General features: G+C 63.6%; 14 protein-coding genes. 12 read left to right on the plus strand and 2 right to left on the minus strand.

Translation table 11 applies throughout. The features are described from left to right. Position 1 precedes the first annotated feature (1 nt). The 11 genes from IZU87_RS07070 to IZU87_RS07120 all read left to right on the plus strand — a co-directional run bounded on the left by IZU87_RS07070 (position 2) and on the right by IZU87_RS07120 (position 11,597). On the plus strand, positions 2–994 hold the full coding sequence (locus IZU87_RS07070; RefSeq protein WP_213114117.1) for an NUDIX domain-containing protein: 993 nt from the start codon (positions 2–4) through the stop codon (positions 992–994). 108 nt (positions 995–1,102) lie between these two features. Further along, positions 1,103–1,843 (plus strand): histidine phosphatase family protein, encoded by a 741-nt coding sequence (locus IZU87_RS07075; protein ID WP_153635630.1) that lies wholly within the window; start codon positions 1,103–1,105, stop codon positions 1,841–1,843. Between the two features lie 279 nt (positions 1,844–2,122). Beyond that, positions 2,123–3,415, plus strand: coding sequence for a metallophosphoesterase (locus tag IZU87_RS07080; RefSeq protein WP_054555997.1), 1,293 nt, complete (start codon positions 2,123–2,125; stop codon positions 3,413–3,415). Between the two features lie 20 nt (positions 3,416–3,435). After that, positions 3,436–3,717 (plus strand): amphi-Trp domain-containing protein, encoded by a 282-nt coding sequence (locus IZU87_RS07085; RefSeq protein ID WP_197738729.1) that lies wholly within the window; start codon positions 3,436–3,438, stop codon positions 3,715–3,717. Positions 3,718–3,883: 166 nt separating this feature from the next. Then, positions 3,884–4,879, plus strand: a complete 996-nt coding sequence (gene bla / locus IZU87_RS07090; protein WP_213114118.1) for a class A beta-lactamase — start codon at positions 3,884–3,886, stop codon at positions 4,877–4,879. A gap of 209 nt (positions 4,880–5,088) precedes the next feature. Then, entirely contained in the window at positions 5,089–6,195 is a 1,107-nt protein-coding gene (locus IZU87_RS07095; protein ID WP_213114119.1) for an NADH:flavin oxidoreductase/NADH oxidase, read from the plus strand. 433 nt (positions 6,196–6,628) lie between these two features. Further along, on the plus strand, positions 6,629–7,501 hold the full coding sequence (locus IZU87_RS07100; RefSeq protein ID WP_213114146.1) for a DMT family transporter: 873 nt from the start codon (positions 6,629–6,631) through the stop codon (positions 7,499–7,501). Between the two features lie 300 nt (positions 7,502–7,801). Next, complete coding sequence (locus IZU87_RS07105) at positions 7,802–8,758, plus strand: NAD(P)-dependent oxidoreductase (RefSeq protein ID WP_213114120.1); 957 nt, start codon at positions 7,802–7,804, stop codon at positions 8,756–8,758. Between the two features lie 140 nt (positions 8,759–8,898). Then, complete coding sequence (locus IZU87_RS07110; RefSeq protein WP_197738731.1) at positions 8,899–9,648, plus strand: class II aldolase/adducin family protein; 750 nt, start codon at positions 8,899–8,901, stop codon at positions 9,646–9,648. Between the two features lie 87 nt (positions 9,649–9,735). Next, a complete protein-coding gene (locus IZU87_RS07115) occupies positions 9,736–10,410 on the plus strand; it encodes a TetR/AcrR family transcriptional regulator (protein ID WP_213114121.1) in 675 nt (224 codons plus the stop codon). 2 nt (positions 10,411–10,412) lie between these two features. Further along, positions 10,413–11,597, plus strand: a complete 1,185-nt coding sequence (locus tag IZU87_RS07120; RefSeq protein ID WP_213114122.1) for a pyridoxal phosphate-dependent aminotransferase — start codon at positions 10,413–10,415, stop codon at positions 11,595–11,597. Between the two features lie 84 nt (positions 11,598–11,681). On the opposite strand, the gene IZU87_RS07125 is transcribed toward IZU87_RS07120, so the two are convergent. Together IZU87_RS07125 and IZU87_RS07130 are read right to left on the minus strand one after the other, a co-directional pair. Continuing rightward, positions 11,682–11,897, minus strand: a complete 216-nt coding sequence (locus IZU87_RS07125) for a TIGR02450 family Trp-rich protein (protein WP_349305167.1) — start codon at positions 11,895–11,897, stop codon at positions 11,682–11,684. Positions 11,898–11,943: 46 nt separating this feature from the next. Then, entirely contained in the window at positions 11,944–12,849 is a 906-nt protein-coding gene (locus tag IZU87_RS07130; protein ID WP_213114123.1) for a LysR family transcriptional regulator, read from the minus strand. 386 nt (positions 12,850–13,235) lie between these two features. Here IZU87_RS07130 and cuyA point away from each other — a divergent pair, with 386 nt between their 5' ends. Continuing rightward, the gene (gene cuyA / locus IZU87_RS07135; RefSeq protein WP_213114124.1) at positions 13,236–14,249 is read left to right on the plus strand and encodes a D-cysteate sulfo-lyase; all 1,014 of its coding nucleotides are present in this window, start codon (positions 13,236–13,238) and stop codon (positions 14,247–14,249) included. The last annotated feature ends 15 nt before the right edge of the window (positions 14,250–14,264 follow it).

The raw sequence follows: 14,264 nt of genomic DNA on the forward strand, positions 1-14,264 counted from the left end.
CATGCGTCGTGAACTGCTGTTGATGCGCCACGGAAAGTCGGACTGGTCAGTGGCAGCTGACGACTTCCATCGACCCCTCAAGGAGCGCGGCAAGCGGGGCGCCCAGCGCATGGGAGCCTGGCTTGCCCAGGAGGCGCTGGTGCCGGATGCCATCCTGAGCTCGCCGGCCCTTCGCGCGCGCGCCACGGCGGAAAAGTGCGTGAAGTCGATGGGCCTCGGCGTCGACATGATCGAGCTCAAGCCTGCGCTTTACTGCGAGAACGAGGCGCCGCTGCTCAAGACAGTGCGCGCCTGCCCGGACAGCGTGCAGCGACTGATGATCATCGGCCATAACCCGGCATTGGAAGATGCGCTGGTCTGGCTGACCGGCAAGCGTCCGCGCCCGCCCAAGGAGACCAAGCTGCTGCCGACGGCGGCGGTGGTCAAGCTGACCTTCGAGGGGCGCTGGGAAGACCTGCGCTCCGGCCAGATGAGTCTGGAGCTGATCCAGCGCGTGCGTGCCTTGCCGGATGGCTTCCCCTGGCCATTCCCGGCCGGTGAGGAGCGTCGCGAACGTCCCGCCTATTACTACCGCCAATCGGCCGTCCTGCCCTGTCGTCTGCAGGGGGAGGGCGACGATGCCCAGTGGGAGGTGCTGCTGATCGGTTCTTCCTCCAATCGTCACTGGAGCCTGCCCAAGGGGATTGTCGATCCGGGGCTGAGTCCGCTTGAGTCCGCGCTCAAGGAAGCCCGCGAGGAAGCGGGCATCGAGGCGGAGGCGCTGGACCACGCAGCGCTGGAATTCAGTTACGAGAAGTGGGGCGCTCCTGTCGAGGCCAGTCTGCACGCCGTGAGAGTCGTGCATGAGCAGGAAGAGAGCGAGCGGGAGGAACCGCATCGCAGTCGGCGCTGGGTGGCGGCGGAGGTCGTGCCGAGCCTGTTGAAGAACCACGAGATGGGGCACGCCGCCATGGCGTTGCTGGCACGGCTTGATCAGTCGCGCCAGGCGACGTGAGCGCGGGAGACTGGTTCCACTAGAGCCACTAGCACCGTACGAGGCGACGCATGGCGAGGACCGCTAGCATGAATCAATACCGAGTGAAGACGGGAAGAGCGACGGCCGATGACTGATGAACCGACAATCCGACGTGTGGCATTGATTCGTCATGCCGACTATCACCAGCAGATTGATACCCCGAGCGCGCTGCAGCCGTTTCCCTTGACCCGTCGCGGTGAGCGCCAGGCGCGTGAGGGAGCCGAGGAAGTGCTGATGCTGTGTCAGGCCCATGGCTGGCAACCGGCCAGCACGGTACATGCCTCCAGCCTGTTGCGTGCCTGGCAGACGGCGCAGGTGATGAACGAGGTCATGGGTGACAGGACAGGGCGTGAGTTCTCGCTCATGGCACATGATGCCCTGTGGGAGCGCAGTCTGGGCAGCGCCGCCAATCTGACCACGGCACAGATCGCCGAAGCGGTGCGTCATGACCCGCGCGTGGATTTCCTGCCGGCCGACTGGAAATCCAACAGCCACTTTCGCCTGCCGCTGCCAGGGGCTGAATCACTGATGCAGGCCGGCCAGCGGGTGGCCGACTTCATTGCTTCGTTGCCGGCTTCCCCACCAGCTCCTGCCTCGGCTCCCACATCAACCCCCACATCGGGCGCCACGCTGACACTGGTCGTCGGCCATGGCGCGGCGCTGCGGCATGCGGCGCATCTGCTGGGCGTGCTGGACTTCGACCAGATTGCCGGGCTGAGCATGCACCATGCACGGCCGGTGGTCATCGAGCAAACCCCGTCAGGGTCATGGCGGCATGTGGCTGGCGAGTGGAAGGTGCGCCAGCGTCACGAGCCCGCGCAGGACTGAGTTGGCGGCCAGCCGGCGGGGTACTGAAGTGCCGGGAGCGGGCGGGGTGCTGGAGAGCAGGAGATGGGCGGAGTCATTGACAGCAGAGAAGCAGGCCAGCGCATCAGCGTGATACGAGTCTGTCATCTTTCTGTGATCAAACGGTCATAATCTTGTCGCCCTGTGCCCGTGACCTCATTCCACATTCCCCAGGATGGTCCCCAAGGAGCGGCAAGGCGCTTGCTTGCCACAGGCCGGTGAGTTCAACGAGGCAAGCAGATGCCACAAGGAGATAGCCCAATGACCCTCAGTCCCCCCATGAGCGACGCCGTACCGCGTTACCGAGGCCCGACGCGTTATCTGAAGGCGCTGCCCAGTCACGCGGCTCAGTGGCCCGAGACACATCAGCACCTGCGCGCCGGTGACAAGGTGTCCCGCGCCGCTCGCAAGCTGGGCAGCAAGGACTGGCCACGCCGCGATGTCATCTTCATCTCCGATGCCCATGCCGACGCGGAAGCCTTCATCGCGTCTCTGGTGGCCAGTGGCGGTGTGCGCCTGACCTCGCGGGACAACCTGGTGTTGACGGCGCGGGGCAAGCGCAGTGTCTTCGTCATCGGCGGTGACTGCCTCGACAAGGGCCCCAGCAATCTGGAGCTGCTGGAAGCCCTGCGCACCTTGATGCGCAGCGGGGCACGCCTCAAGTTGCTGGCGGGCAATCACGACATGCGGCTGATGCTGGCGCTGATGCGGCTGAGTCATGATGATTCGGCGCGAACCGATCATCTGTTCGTGCGCATGGGCGCCAAGGGGCTGGCGCTGCTAAAGGAAGTCTTCGATCACTATCTGGCGGACAGACCGCGGGCGATGAAGAGCATTCCCTCGCGAAGTGAATGCCGTCGACGCCTGTACCCGGGGCCGGACTGGGCGGAGCAGTTTCGCAAATCGGCAGGCCATGTGCTCAAGGGGGAGGCGCTGGAGAAGGAGATCACTCGCCTGAGCGCCAAGGCCGATGGCTTCGAGCATGCCTGTGAGAAACATGGCCTCTCGTTGCGTCAGACCTATGCCGCCGCGCTCAAGGCCCACGAGCTGTTTCTCAAGCCCGGCGGGCGCTTTGCCTGGTTCTTCGACGAGATGCGCCTTGCCTATCGCAGTGGCGCCTTCCTGCATGTCCATGCAGGCGTGGATGATGCCTTCGCCAGACGACTCGGCCGCCAGAAGGTCTCGCAGGTCAATCAGGAATTCCGGCGCATCCTGCGCGAAGACCCGTTCACCTTCTATTACGGTGAGCTGGCCAATGTACTGCGCACCAAATATCGCAAGAGCGACATGGTGCTGAGCGCCGCAGGCGTCAAGCGCCTGCACAAGGTCGGCATTCGTGCCGTGATGCATGGCCACGTCAATCATCAGGCGGGCCAGCAACTGGGCTGGCGCCACGGGCTTCTGCATATCGAGGGCGACGTCACCCTGGATCGCAATTCACGCCGCAAGGAAGGGCTGGATGGCGTGGGCATGGGGGCGACGCTGATAGAAGCCTGTGGACGCATCGTCGGCATCAGCAATGACCATCCCGAGGTCAAGGTCTACGCGCCCTGATACACGCACAGGAGAGGCAGGTGAAAGACGACAAGCAGGACAAGTCGCTGTTCCGACATGAATCATTGCAGTCCATCGATGGCGTTCAGGGCATTCTCAAGGCCATCATCAAGGGGCTGGGCAAGGGACTGTTGTCATTTCGCGATGAGGACGGCGAGATACGGCTGGCACCGCGCGGCCTGATGACCCTCAAGGTCACGGCGCGGCGAGAGGATGATCATCATCGCCTCGATATTCGCCTGTCATGGCATGCCAAGCCCGGCGCCAAGCGCAACAAGACGCTCAAGGTTCTCGATGAGTGAGGGCAGCGTGCGCAGGCATTGACCCAGATCAAGTCTCTGCCAGCCCGCGGCCCGTAGTGAGATGGCCGGCATGTCCGCGCTTAAGCGGCTATGGTACATGTAGCATGCTGCATATTGGGTCGTGTCTTGCGACACGACCGCTCCCCATGATCAGGACATATCATTGATGCCTTCATCCCCTCAGCGCCTGTGCGGTGCCGATCACCGCTCGTCTCCATTGCACTCTTCCAGCCTTGCGGTAAAGCTTGCTGTCAGGCCTTCAAGGTGCTGGAAACAGTGGCTGGCCGCCGCCGCGCTTGCCTGTCTGTCGCTGGGCGCTCAGGCCGCGGACGATGCTTTGGCCGCTGACAAGCCGCTCTCGGCGTCGGCCATTCAGGCCATCGAATCAGAGGTCGGCGCGCGAATCGGTGTCACCGTTCTGGATACCGCCGATGGCACCCGTTTCAGCTGGCGGGGGAATGAGCGCTTCCCCATGAGCAGCACCTTCAAGGTGCTGGCCTGTGGTCATCTGCTCTCTCGGGTGGACGAAGGCCAGGAATCGTTGTCACGCAAGGTGGCGATTCGCCCGGCGGATCTCGTGACCTACTCCCCCATCACCGAGCACCACACCCGGGATGGCGGGCTGACGCTTGAGGCGTTGTGCCATGCAACTATCACGACCAGCGACAATACCGCGGGTAACCTGATTCTCGACGCCCTGGGCGGCCCGGCCGCACTGACGGCCTATTTGCGGCGCCTGAACGATGACAGCACGCGGCTGGACAGACGTGAAACGGCGCTCAATGAAGCCACCCCCGGTGATCCTCGCGATACCACCACGCCGCACGCGATGGCGGCCACCCTGCAGCGATTGCTGGTGGGGGATGCGCTGAGCGAGCCATCGCGCCTTGCCCTGCAGGGCTGGATGCTGGCCAACACCACCGGCGATGACAAGCTGCGGGCGGCCTTGCCCGATGACTGGCAGATCGCGGACAAGACCGGCGGCGGGGGATATGGCACCAATAATGACGTTGCCATCTTGTGGCCGCCGTTGCGTGCCCCGTTGATCGTGGCGGTCTATCTGACCGAAAGCGAGGCCGATCTGGCAGCGCGCAATGCCGCGATTGCCGATGTCGGGCGTCTGCTGGTCAAGGAAGTGCTGGAGGGTGAGGCGAGTCGCTGATGGTGGGGCGCTGATGGTGAGGCGCTGGCAGGGCGTGCGTGAAACATGGGCAACTCAGCGTTGCCGTCATCATGGCCAACTTGCGCTTGTGGTGCCTCCCCGGCGCCCGCATTATGCTTGCACTGCGTTGGCATTGGTAGCACGGACCTTCTCGCCATGTTCGCGCCTGCGCCTTGCCGAACCCGCCCTGAATGCACTAGAGGAATTTCATGTCCACACTGTTTTCACCGCTTACCCTCGGCCCGCTCACGCTGGACAATCGCATCATCATCGCGCCCATGTGTCAGTACTCCGCCGAGGAGGGCCAGATGCAGGCCTGGCATGATCAGCATCTTGGCAATCTCGCCCAGTCCGGGGCTGGGCTTCTGATCTTCGAGGCCAGCGCCGTCGCCCCGGAAGGGCGCATCACCCATGGCGATGTCGGACTCTACGATGAGGCATGCCAGCAAGCCATGCAGGGAGTCGTCGAGCGTATCCGCCGCTATTCGCCGATGCCGCTGGCGGTGCAGATCGGTCATGCGGGACGCAAGGCATCCTGCCAGAAGCCCTGGGAGGGCGGTGCCGCCATCGCGCCAGGCAACGACAATGGCTGGCAGGTACTCGCCCCCAGCGCGATTCCCTTCAGCGAAGGCGGGCCGCTCCCCGAGGCGATGAGTGGCGAGCAGATCCGGCGCACCATCGCGGACTTCGTGGCGGCGGCGCAGCGCGCCGTCGACATCGGCCTGGACGGCATCGAGCTGCATGCGGCGCATGGCTATCTGCTGCACGAGTTCCTGTCGCCGTTGAGCAATCAGCGCGACGATGACTACGGTGGCTCGCTCGAGAACCGCATGCGTCTGACGCTTGAGGTCTTTGACGCCGTGCGGGCCGCGATCCCGCAGCATGTGATGCTGGGCATCCGGATCAGCGCGACGGACTGGGTCGAGGGCGGCTGGGACCTCGAGCAGAGCATCGAACTTGCCAAGGCGCTGGACCGTCGTGGCTGCCACTATCTGCATGTCTCCAGTGGCGGGCTCAGCGCGCAGCAGCAGATTCCGGTAGCGCCTAATTATCAGGTGCCGCACGCCGAGGCCCTGAAGGCGCAGGTGAAGATGCCGGTGATTGCCGTTGGCCTGATCACCGAGCCGCAGCAGGCCGAAGACCTGCTGGCGAACGAGCGTGCCGATGCCATCGCGCTGGCGCGTGGCATCCTCTACGACCCGCGCTGGCCGTGGCACGCGGCTGCTGCGCTGGGGGATACCGTCAAGGCCGCGCCCCAGTACCTGCGTTGCCAGCCGCATGGTCTGAAGTCGCTGCTGGAGAATCAGCAGGACTGAGCCGTGTGAAGAGACATTGAGGACTGACGCCCGCGTTCACGAGCTCCTGCTCGCTGATCGCGGGCGTCTTGCTGTGCGAGGCTTGCCTTGAAGTTCGGGCTTTCCTTGACGTTCAGATTCGAGCGCGCCGGGCGCCTGACGCCATATCTTTCGTCTAACAAGAGCGGTGCCATCGCATCACTAGAGTGCCGGATAGCGTGGCCTTGCGCCATCATGGGGGGGCTGAAACGCGTCTTTGCGGCAATCGCGCCTATTTCACCTCAAGCGCAGGGTGCAAGACTTGATGGCGTGATGGTGGGACGATGCCACAGATGATCAAACGGAGCCGCTGCCTGCCGTGGGGTGATGTTGCAGCGCGATACGCGCTTGATCCTGGCCGCCAGACCGTCTGGTGAATGTGACTTGAAAGACCAAGGGGGCTTGAGTGGACAATATGCGTGGCAGTGTTTTCATGGTCATCGCGATGGCAGCATTCGCGGTGGAGGATCTGTTGTTCAAGTTGGCGGCGGGGCATACCTCGACCGGTATCACCCTGATGCTGTTCGGTCTCGGCGGCATGCTGGTCTTCATGCTGTTGACCTGCCTGCGCGGTGAGTCCCTCATGCCTGCGGCGATCTTCTCGCGTCCGATTCTGGTGCGTGTCATCTGTGAAATCATCGGCCGCAGCAGCTTCGCCCTCGCCATCACCCTGATGCCGCTTTCCACTGCCTCCACCATCCTGCAGGCGACGCCGCTGGTCGTGGTGGCCGGGGCGGCACTGTTCTTCGGGGAGCGCGTCAGCCGCAAGCGCTGGCTGGCAATCGGTGTCGGCTTCATTGGTGTATTGCTGATCGTGCGCCCCGGCCTCGACAGCTTCAACATGACCTCACTGTTTGCGGTGATCAGTACGATCGGCTTCGCCGGACGGGATCTGGCGACGCGCGGCGCGCCGGCATCGTTGTCCAACGTCCAGCTCGGCATCTATGGCTTTCTCGCCCTGATTCCGGCGGGGGGGCTGATCGCTCTCTACCAGCAGACCCCGCTTGCGTATGCGCCCGAGGCGACCTGGCTGATCGTGGGTGCCGTGATACTCGGGGTCATCGCCTACAACGCCTTGACGATTGCCATGCGCAAGGGCGAGGTCTCGGTGGTCACGCCATTTCGCTATACCCGCGTCCTGTTTGCCTTGGCGCTCGGGGTCATGGTGCTGGGGGAAAGCCTCGATGCCATGACCTTGCTGGGCGCCGCCATCGTGGTCGCAAGCGGTATCTACATCGTCACCCAGGGTAAGCAGCGCCCGCCAGTGGCGAAGGTGGCCTCGTTGTGAATCCCCGCTGCCATCAGGCTGGCAGCGGCAGGCTGTCATCACCGCTGACGCCAGCTTGCACCATCGACCAGATGACACATGAAAAAGGAGAGGCGCTTGCGCCTCTCCTTTTGTCGTTGTGGCGCGCATGTTTCATCCCGAACAGTGCGGTGACGGCAACACCCCGTCGATCAAGGCATTGGCAAGGCGATGAGGGAGCAGGGGAGCACGTGACGGTTGGCAGTAGTTATACGAGTGTGTAATAGTGAGGGGGAATCCATGGCAATCCACTCGCTGCCAGTCGTGTCACAAGGAGAGCCAATGCCAAGCCAAGCCCCGATTCTGGGTGTCTATCTGAGTGAGTCCCTGGACCTGGACAGCGTCTACGGTGAAGCGCTGCGCCAGCTGGGCGACGATGTCGTACTGCGTCATCCGCATGAGATCGAGGACCCGAGCGCGGTGCGGTTCGCCATCTGCTGGCAGCCGGGGGAGGACGCCTTCACGCCGTACCCGAATCTTCGGCTTGCCATGTCGATCGCGGCGGGGGTGGACGCCCTGCTGGGGCATCCGGGGCTCTCGGCCGAGGTTCAGGTCGCACGGGTGCGCGACCCGCATCAGGCGTATCTGATGGCCGGTTTCGCCGCTCACGAGGTACTGCATCGCGAGCGCGAGTTTGCCGTCATGGCCGACAATGCCACGCGTGGCGAATGGCAGCCCTTGGCAATGCGTGCGCCAGAGAAGGCACAGGTGGCAGTACTGGGCCACGGCAGCATGGGGCGCGCCGTCGTCACTTCGCTGTCGACCCTGGGCTTCTCGGTGACGGTCGCCTGTCGCAGCGAACAGGCCGCGCCGGTGCCGGGTGTGCGTTACCTGACCGGTGAGGCTGCCGTCATGGTGGCGGCTGACGGTGCCGATTATCTGATCAATATCCTGCCGTTGACCCCGGCGACCGAGAACGTGTTGAACGCTGCCTTGTTCGCCCGGCTACGCCGTGGCGCCTGGCTGGTGCAGATCGGTCGCGGCGAGCACCTGGTGGAAGCGGACCTTGAAGCCGCGCTCGACGCCGGGCAACTGGCAGGCGCGACGCTGGATGTCTTCCGCGAGGAGCCGCTGGCGCCCACTCACCGCTGGTGGCAGGACGCGCGCCTGCGCATCACGCCGCACGTGGCCAGTGACTCGCTCCCCGAGGTGGTGGCCGAGCAGGTGGTGGCCACGGCGCGTGAGTTGCACGATGGCCTGCCGCTCACGCTGGGCGTGGATCGCCAGCGTGGCTATTGAGGGCCGCAGCGCTTGAAATCCGCAGCGATTGAGGCTCGCGTCGCTTGAACCCCGAAGGTGGACGCTTCAATGCTTCTCAAGGCTCAGCCGAGCCTTTCTCGACCCCAGACAGCGACATTGTGACCACAGGAGACAGCAACATGCCGGCATCGACCATGAGTGACGCGGAGTGGCAAGCACGCCTGGACCTGGCGGCCTGCTACCGGTTGGCAGCGCACTACCGCATGACCGACCTGATCTACACCCACATCACGGCGCGGGTGCCGGATGAGGAAGGGCATTTTCTGATCAACCCCTACGGCTGGCGCTGGGAGGAGATCACGGCGTCCTCGCTGGTCAAGATCGACGTCAACGGCCAGAAGGTCGATGACAGCGCCGCGCGGGTCAATCCGGCCGGTTTCACCATTCACTCGGCGATTCATGCTGCAAGTCACTCAGCCAGCTGGATCATGCATACCCATACCCGCGCCGGTGTGGCGGTGTCGAGCCTGGAAGAAGGGCTCTTGCCCCTGAATCAGATCGCCCTGCAGTTCCATGGCCGCGTCTCCTATCACGATTACGAGGGTATCGCGCTGGATCTGGATGAGCGCGAGCGCATCGTGGCGAGCCTTGGCGACAATCCAGCGCTGATCCTGCGCAATCATGGCCTGCTGACCACCGGCGCCTCTGCCGCCGAGATGTTCAACAACATGTTCTATCTCGAGCGCAGCTGCGAGATCCAGGTCGCGACCTTGTCAATGGGCCAGCCGGTGCGCCGCCTCTCGCCCGAGATCTGTGAGCATGTGGTCGGTCAGTACGACATGGCCATCCACGAGGAGGGAGATCTGGCGCTGGAGTGGGAGTCTCATCTGCGACTGCTGGAGAGCCTTGGCTGTGATTATCGTTGTTAATAGCAGGTGCGCTGTTGAAGGCATCGTCGCTCGAGAGGCCGTCGAGTGCCTGATGCGCGGGCCCGCGACCGGACGGGAGACATCACGATGAGTCGCAAGGCATTCCAGCGGCTTTCCCAGGATCAGCGTCGTCGCGACCTGCTGGAAGCCACCTTGAGCTGTGTCGCGCAGCACGGTCTGGCCGGCGCCAGCGTGCGCCGCGTGGCGGAGGCTGCCGGGGTCTCGCCCGGACTGATTCGCCACCATTTCGGCACCAAGGACGACATGGTGCGGGCCGCCTACGCCTACATGATGGGCCAGTTGACCTCCGATATCGCCGATGCCAGCCCGGCCAGTGATGAATCCCCGGCGTGTCGTCTGGCGCGCTTCATCGCGGCGAGTCTCGCGCAGCCCAACTTGGCCGCCCACAAGATCTCCCTGTGGGCGACCTTCATCGGCCGGGTACGCCACGATGCCAGCTATTCGGCGGTGCACCAGGAAACCTATCGCGAGTTTCTCGACCTGCTCGCACAGCTGGTCCATCCGGTGCTGAGCGCCCACGCACTGCCGGCGGGCGCACGCGAGTGTCAGGAGCAGGCGATTGCCCTCAATGGCTTGATCGATGGCCTGTGGCTGGAGGGCGGGCTTGAACATGGCCTCTATCCGGTCGAGCGGCTGCCGGCGATCGCCATACGCGCAGCAGAGGGCATTCTGCGACTGCCCCGGGGCACCTTGCTTGAGCACGTCGGCATCGCGACACCATCCCCATCCCACAGGAGTTGAGCATGCGCTACGCCACCATTACCGAACGACTGAGTGACCTGGGCGGTGACAAATGGGCCGTTCACAGCGCCGCTCGCCGGCGCATCCAGGCCGGCGAGCCGATCATCGAGCTGACCATCGGTGAGCCGGATATCGCCACGCATCCGGCGCTGGTCGAGCATTGTGTCGAGGCAATGCGCGCCGGGCGTACCCGCTACTCCGATGGCCGTGGCGAGCCGGGGCTGGTCGCGGCCCTGGCCGAGCGCTATGCAGCGCGCATGCCCGAGATCAGCGCAGACAACGTGCTGTGTTTCCCCGGCACTCAGACGGCGCTGTTCGCGGTGATGCTGGCGCTAGTGGAGGAGGGGGCCGGCGTGCTGACCGGCGACCCCTACTACGCCACCTATGAGGGCGTGATCCGCGGGGCTGGCGGTGACCTGCAGCCGGTACCGCTGCGCATGGAGCATGGTTTCGTGTTGCAGCCACAGGACCTCGCCGCGGCCATCACGCCGCAGAGCCGTGTGTTGCTGCTCAATACCCCGCACAACCCCACCGGGGCGGTGATGGACCGGGCGACCCTCGAGCACATCGGCGCGCTATGTCGCGAGCATGATCTGTGGATCGTCTGCGATGAGGTCTATGAAGCGCTGATCTTCACGGGCGAATTCGTCTCGCCGCTGGAAATCGAGGCACTGCGTGAGCGCACCGTGGTGGTGTCCTCCATCTCCAAGAGCCACGCCGCCACCGGCTTTCGCAGTGGCTGGGCCATCGGCTCGGCGGAATTCTGTCGTCGGCTGTTGCCGGTCTCGGAAACCATGCTGTTCGGTAACCAGCCTTTCATCGCTGACATGACCGAAGCCGCGCTGCGCGGAGATTTCGATACCTCCGAGCGTCTGCGCGAGTCGCTTGGACGCCGCGCGCGCCTGGTGCATGAAACGCTGGCGGCCATTCCGCAGCTGTCCTCCAGTCTGCCACAGGGGGGCATGTTCCTGATGGTCGATGTCTCCCGCACCGGCCTTGACGGCGAACAATTCGCCTGGCGACTGCTGGAACAGCAGCAGGTGGCGGTGATGCCCGGCAGTGTGTTCGGTGATTGCGGTACACCCCTGGTGCGTGTCGCCCTGACCGTGCCGGATGACACCCTGCTGGAAGCGGTGCAGCGCATGGCCATGTTGTGTGACCAGCTGGAAGCCGAGGTCGTGGCCTGAGATCGTGGGTAGATTGGACGCCTAGACGCAGAAACGCCGCCCGAGGGCGGCGTTTCTGCGTTCAGCGGTGCTCATGCCGGGCCATCATTTCCAGCCCATCTGCCAGACGCCGTCTTCCTTGAGCTCGCGCCAGGCGAGGGTAAGATCCCTGCGGGTCAATACCGCCTGCAGTACGACCTCGACCACATGCTCGTCCTGCTCATCACGAATCAGGCGCGTGACAATGAAATGTCGCTCACGATTGCGGGGGAGACACGGCAGTCCACTTGCTCTGCAACAGTTTCTCGGGGTTGATGCGATTCATGGTGGGCTCTTGGAAATGAAAAGTGATGAGAGGCTCACGATGTCATACGGCAGGCGGGCTCTCCTTGAGCAGTTGCCATAGTGCATCGGTCGCTGTGCTGTTGTTGTCATTGCGGCAATAGCAGGCTACCTCAAGGGTCGGGCCGCCCAGATCATCCAGCAGCGATACCAGCCTGCCGCTCTCCAGATCATCCTCGATCAATCCATGGGGTAGCCAGCCAACCCCCAGTCCGGCCATCACCAGTTCACGAATGCCCAGCGTGAAGGAGGTCTCGCAGATGATGTCGATGTCCTGGGCGCGCTGCAGATCCATCAGGTAAGGCGAGGCCAGAATCTGGCCCAGAAAGCTTTCCGGATCATAGGCGATCAAGGGCAGGCGTTGATCACTGCGTGGCAGGTGCAGGGGGCGACCCAGGGTATCTGGGGCACACACCGGCAGCAGGCGCTCCAGCCCCAGTGAGAGGCGATTGATACCGCAATTTCCCTCGAAGACGGGCGCGCCTTGAAGCTCGGAGCACAGCAGCAGATCGGCCTGCCCGTGATCGAACAACTGAAGGCATTCGCTGCGATCCAGTGATTTCACCTGCAGTCCGGCGTCGGGGGAGTTGTGCCGGAAATAGCGCAGCAACCGCGGCAGATAGCTGACGGTGAGGGTGTGCTGGGTGGTGATGATCGCCTTCGGCCCTTGGCGGGCCTCGCTGCGCAGGCGGCTGCGCAACGTGTAGAGCCGCGCCAGCCATTCCCGCATTTCCTGCTCATACTCCAGCGCGTGCTCGGTGAGGATCATGCGCTGCGACTGGCGATAGACCAGCTCGACCCCAAGCCATTCCTCGAGCTGCCGTATCCGGCGCGAGAAGGCGGGTTGCGTCACGTTGCGTCGCTCGGCTGCCAGCGAGAAGGTCCCGGCCTCGATCAATGCGAGAAAGTCTTCGATCCATTCGATCTTCATGCGTCGCCTGAGGAGATGTCGGTTGTTGTTGGAGGTTGGCCATCATGCACCGCTTTCCCATTGTGGTGAAGCCTGCAGCGACACCTGTGGACATGGCATGACGCTGACCGGGTGCCCCATGAGAACGGGGCTTTCGGACAATGGATATGACTGCCAGTCGGCGTTGCGGACATGTCAATCTTCTGAATATCTGAGTCGGGTCAGAGGAAGCCACTGGTCATGCAGAAAAGTAACAAACTTTGAGAAACATGGCATTGGGACTGGCGAGAATCGCGGCTTACTGTTGTGAAGACCGCTCGGCGGCGTGCCGGAGTGATGTCACACATTCGACGAACGTCGTTATGAGAGTAATCCCTATGACAACAATGACTCGCTTGGAGGCTCGTATGCATCTGTCCCGTTTTCCCCGTGTTCGCCTTGGTCACCTCTCGACTCCGCTGGAGCCGATGGACAACCTGAGCAAGCTGCTGGGTGGGCCGCGTCTCTGGATCAAACGTGATGACTGCACCGGGCTTTCCACCGGTGGCAACAAGACCCGCAAGCTGGAATTTTTGATGGCGGACGCGCTGGAGCAGGGCGCCGACACCATCATCACCCAGGGCGCTACCCAGTCCAACCACGCGCGTCAGACCGCTGCCGCTGCCTGCAAGCTGGGCCTTGAGTGCCACATCCTGCTGGAAGACCGTACCGGCAGCGACGACCGCAGCTACAACTACAACGGCAACGTCTTCCTCGACCAGCTGCATGGCGCGACGGTCGCCAAGCGTGAAGGTGGGGCCGACATGGCCGCCGAGATGGAAGCGCTGGCCGACAAGCTGATCGGCAAGGGCAAGAAGCCTTACATCATCCCGGGGGGGGGGTCCAACGAGATCGGCGCGCTGGGTTACGTGAATGCCGCCCTCGAACTGCTGTCCCAGGCCAACGACATGGGCCTCAAGATCGATCACCTCGTGCACGCCACCGGCAGCGCCGGTACCCAGGCGGGTCTGGTGACGGGCCTGACCGCGTGCAACTCCGGCATTCCGGTACTCGGCATCGGCGTACGGGCACCGAAGGACAAGCAGGAAGGCAATGTCTTCGCGCTGGCACAGAAGACCGAAGCCAAGCTGGGCCTGTCTGACGTGGTCAAGCGTGAAGATGTCGTCGCCAACTGCGATTACGTCGGTGAAGGCTACGGCATTCCGACCGAAAGCATGATCGAGGCCGTTACGCTGCTGGCTCAGCAGGAAGGCATCCTGCTGGACCCGGTCTACTCCGGCAAGGGCATGGCCGGTCTGATCGACCTGGTGCGCAAGGGACACTTCAAGGAAGGCGAGAACGTGGTCTTCCTGCACACCGGCGGTGCCGTGGCTCTGTTCGGCTACCCGGATGCCTTCAACTTCGCGGATTACCAGGCCTGATAGCGTTTGCGGCCA

The sequence above is a fragment of the Cobetia sp. MC34 genome (genome assembly GCF_018340035.1).
Taxonomy (GTDB): Bacteria; Pseudomonadota; Gammaproteobacteria; order Pseudomonadales; family Halomonadaceae; genus Cobetia; species Cobetia amphilecti.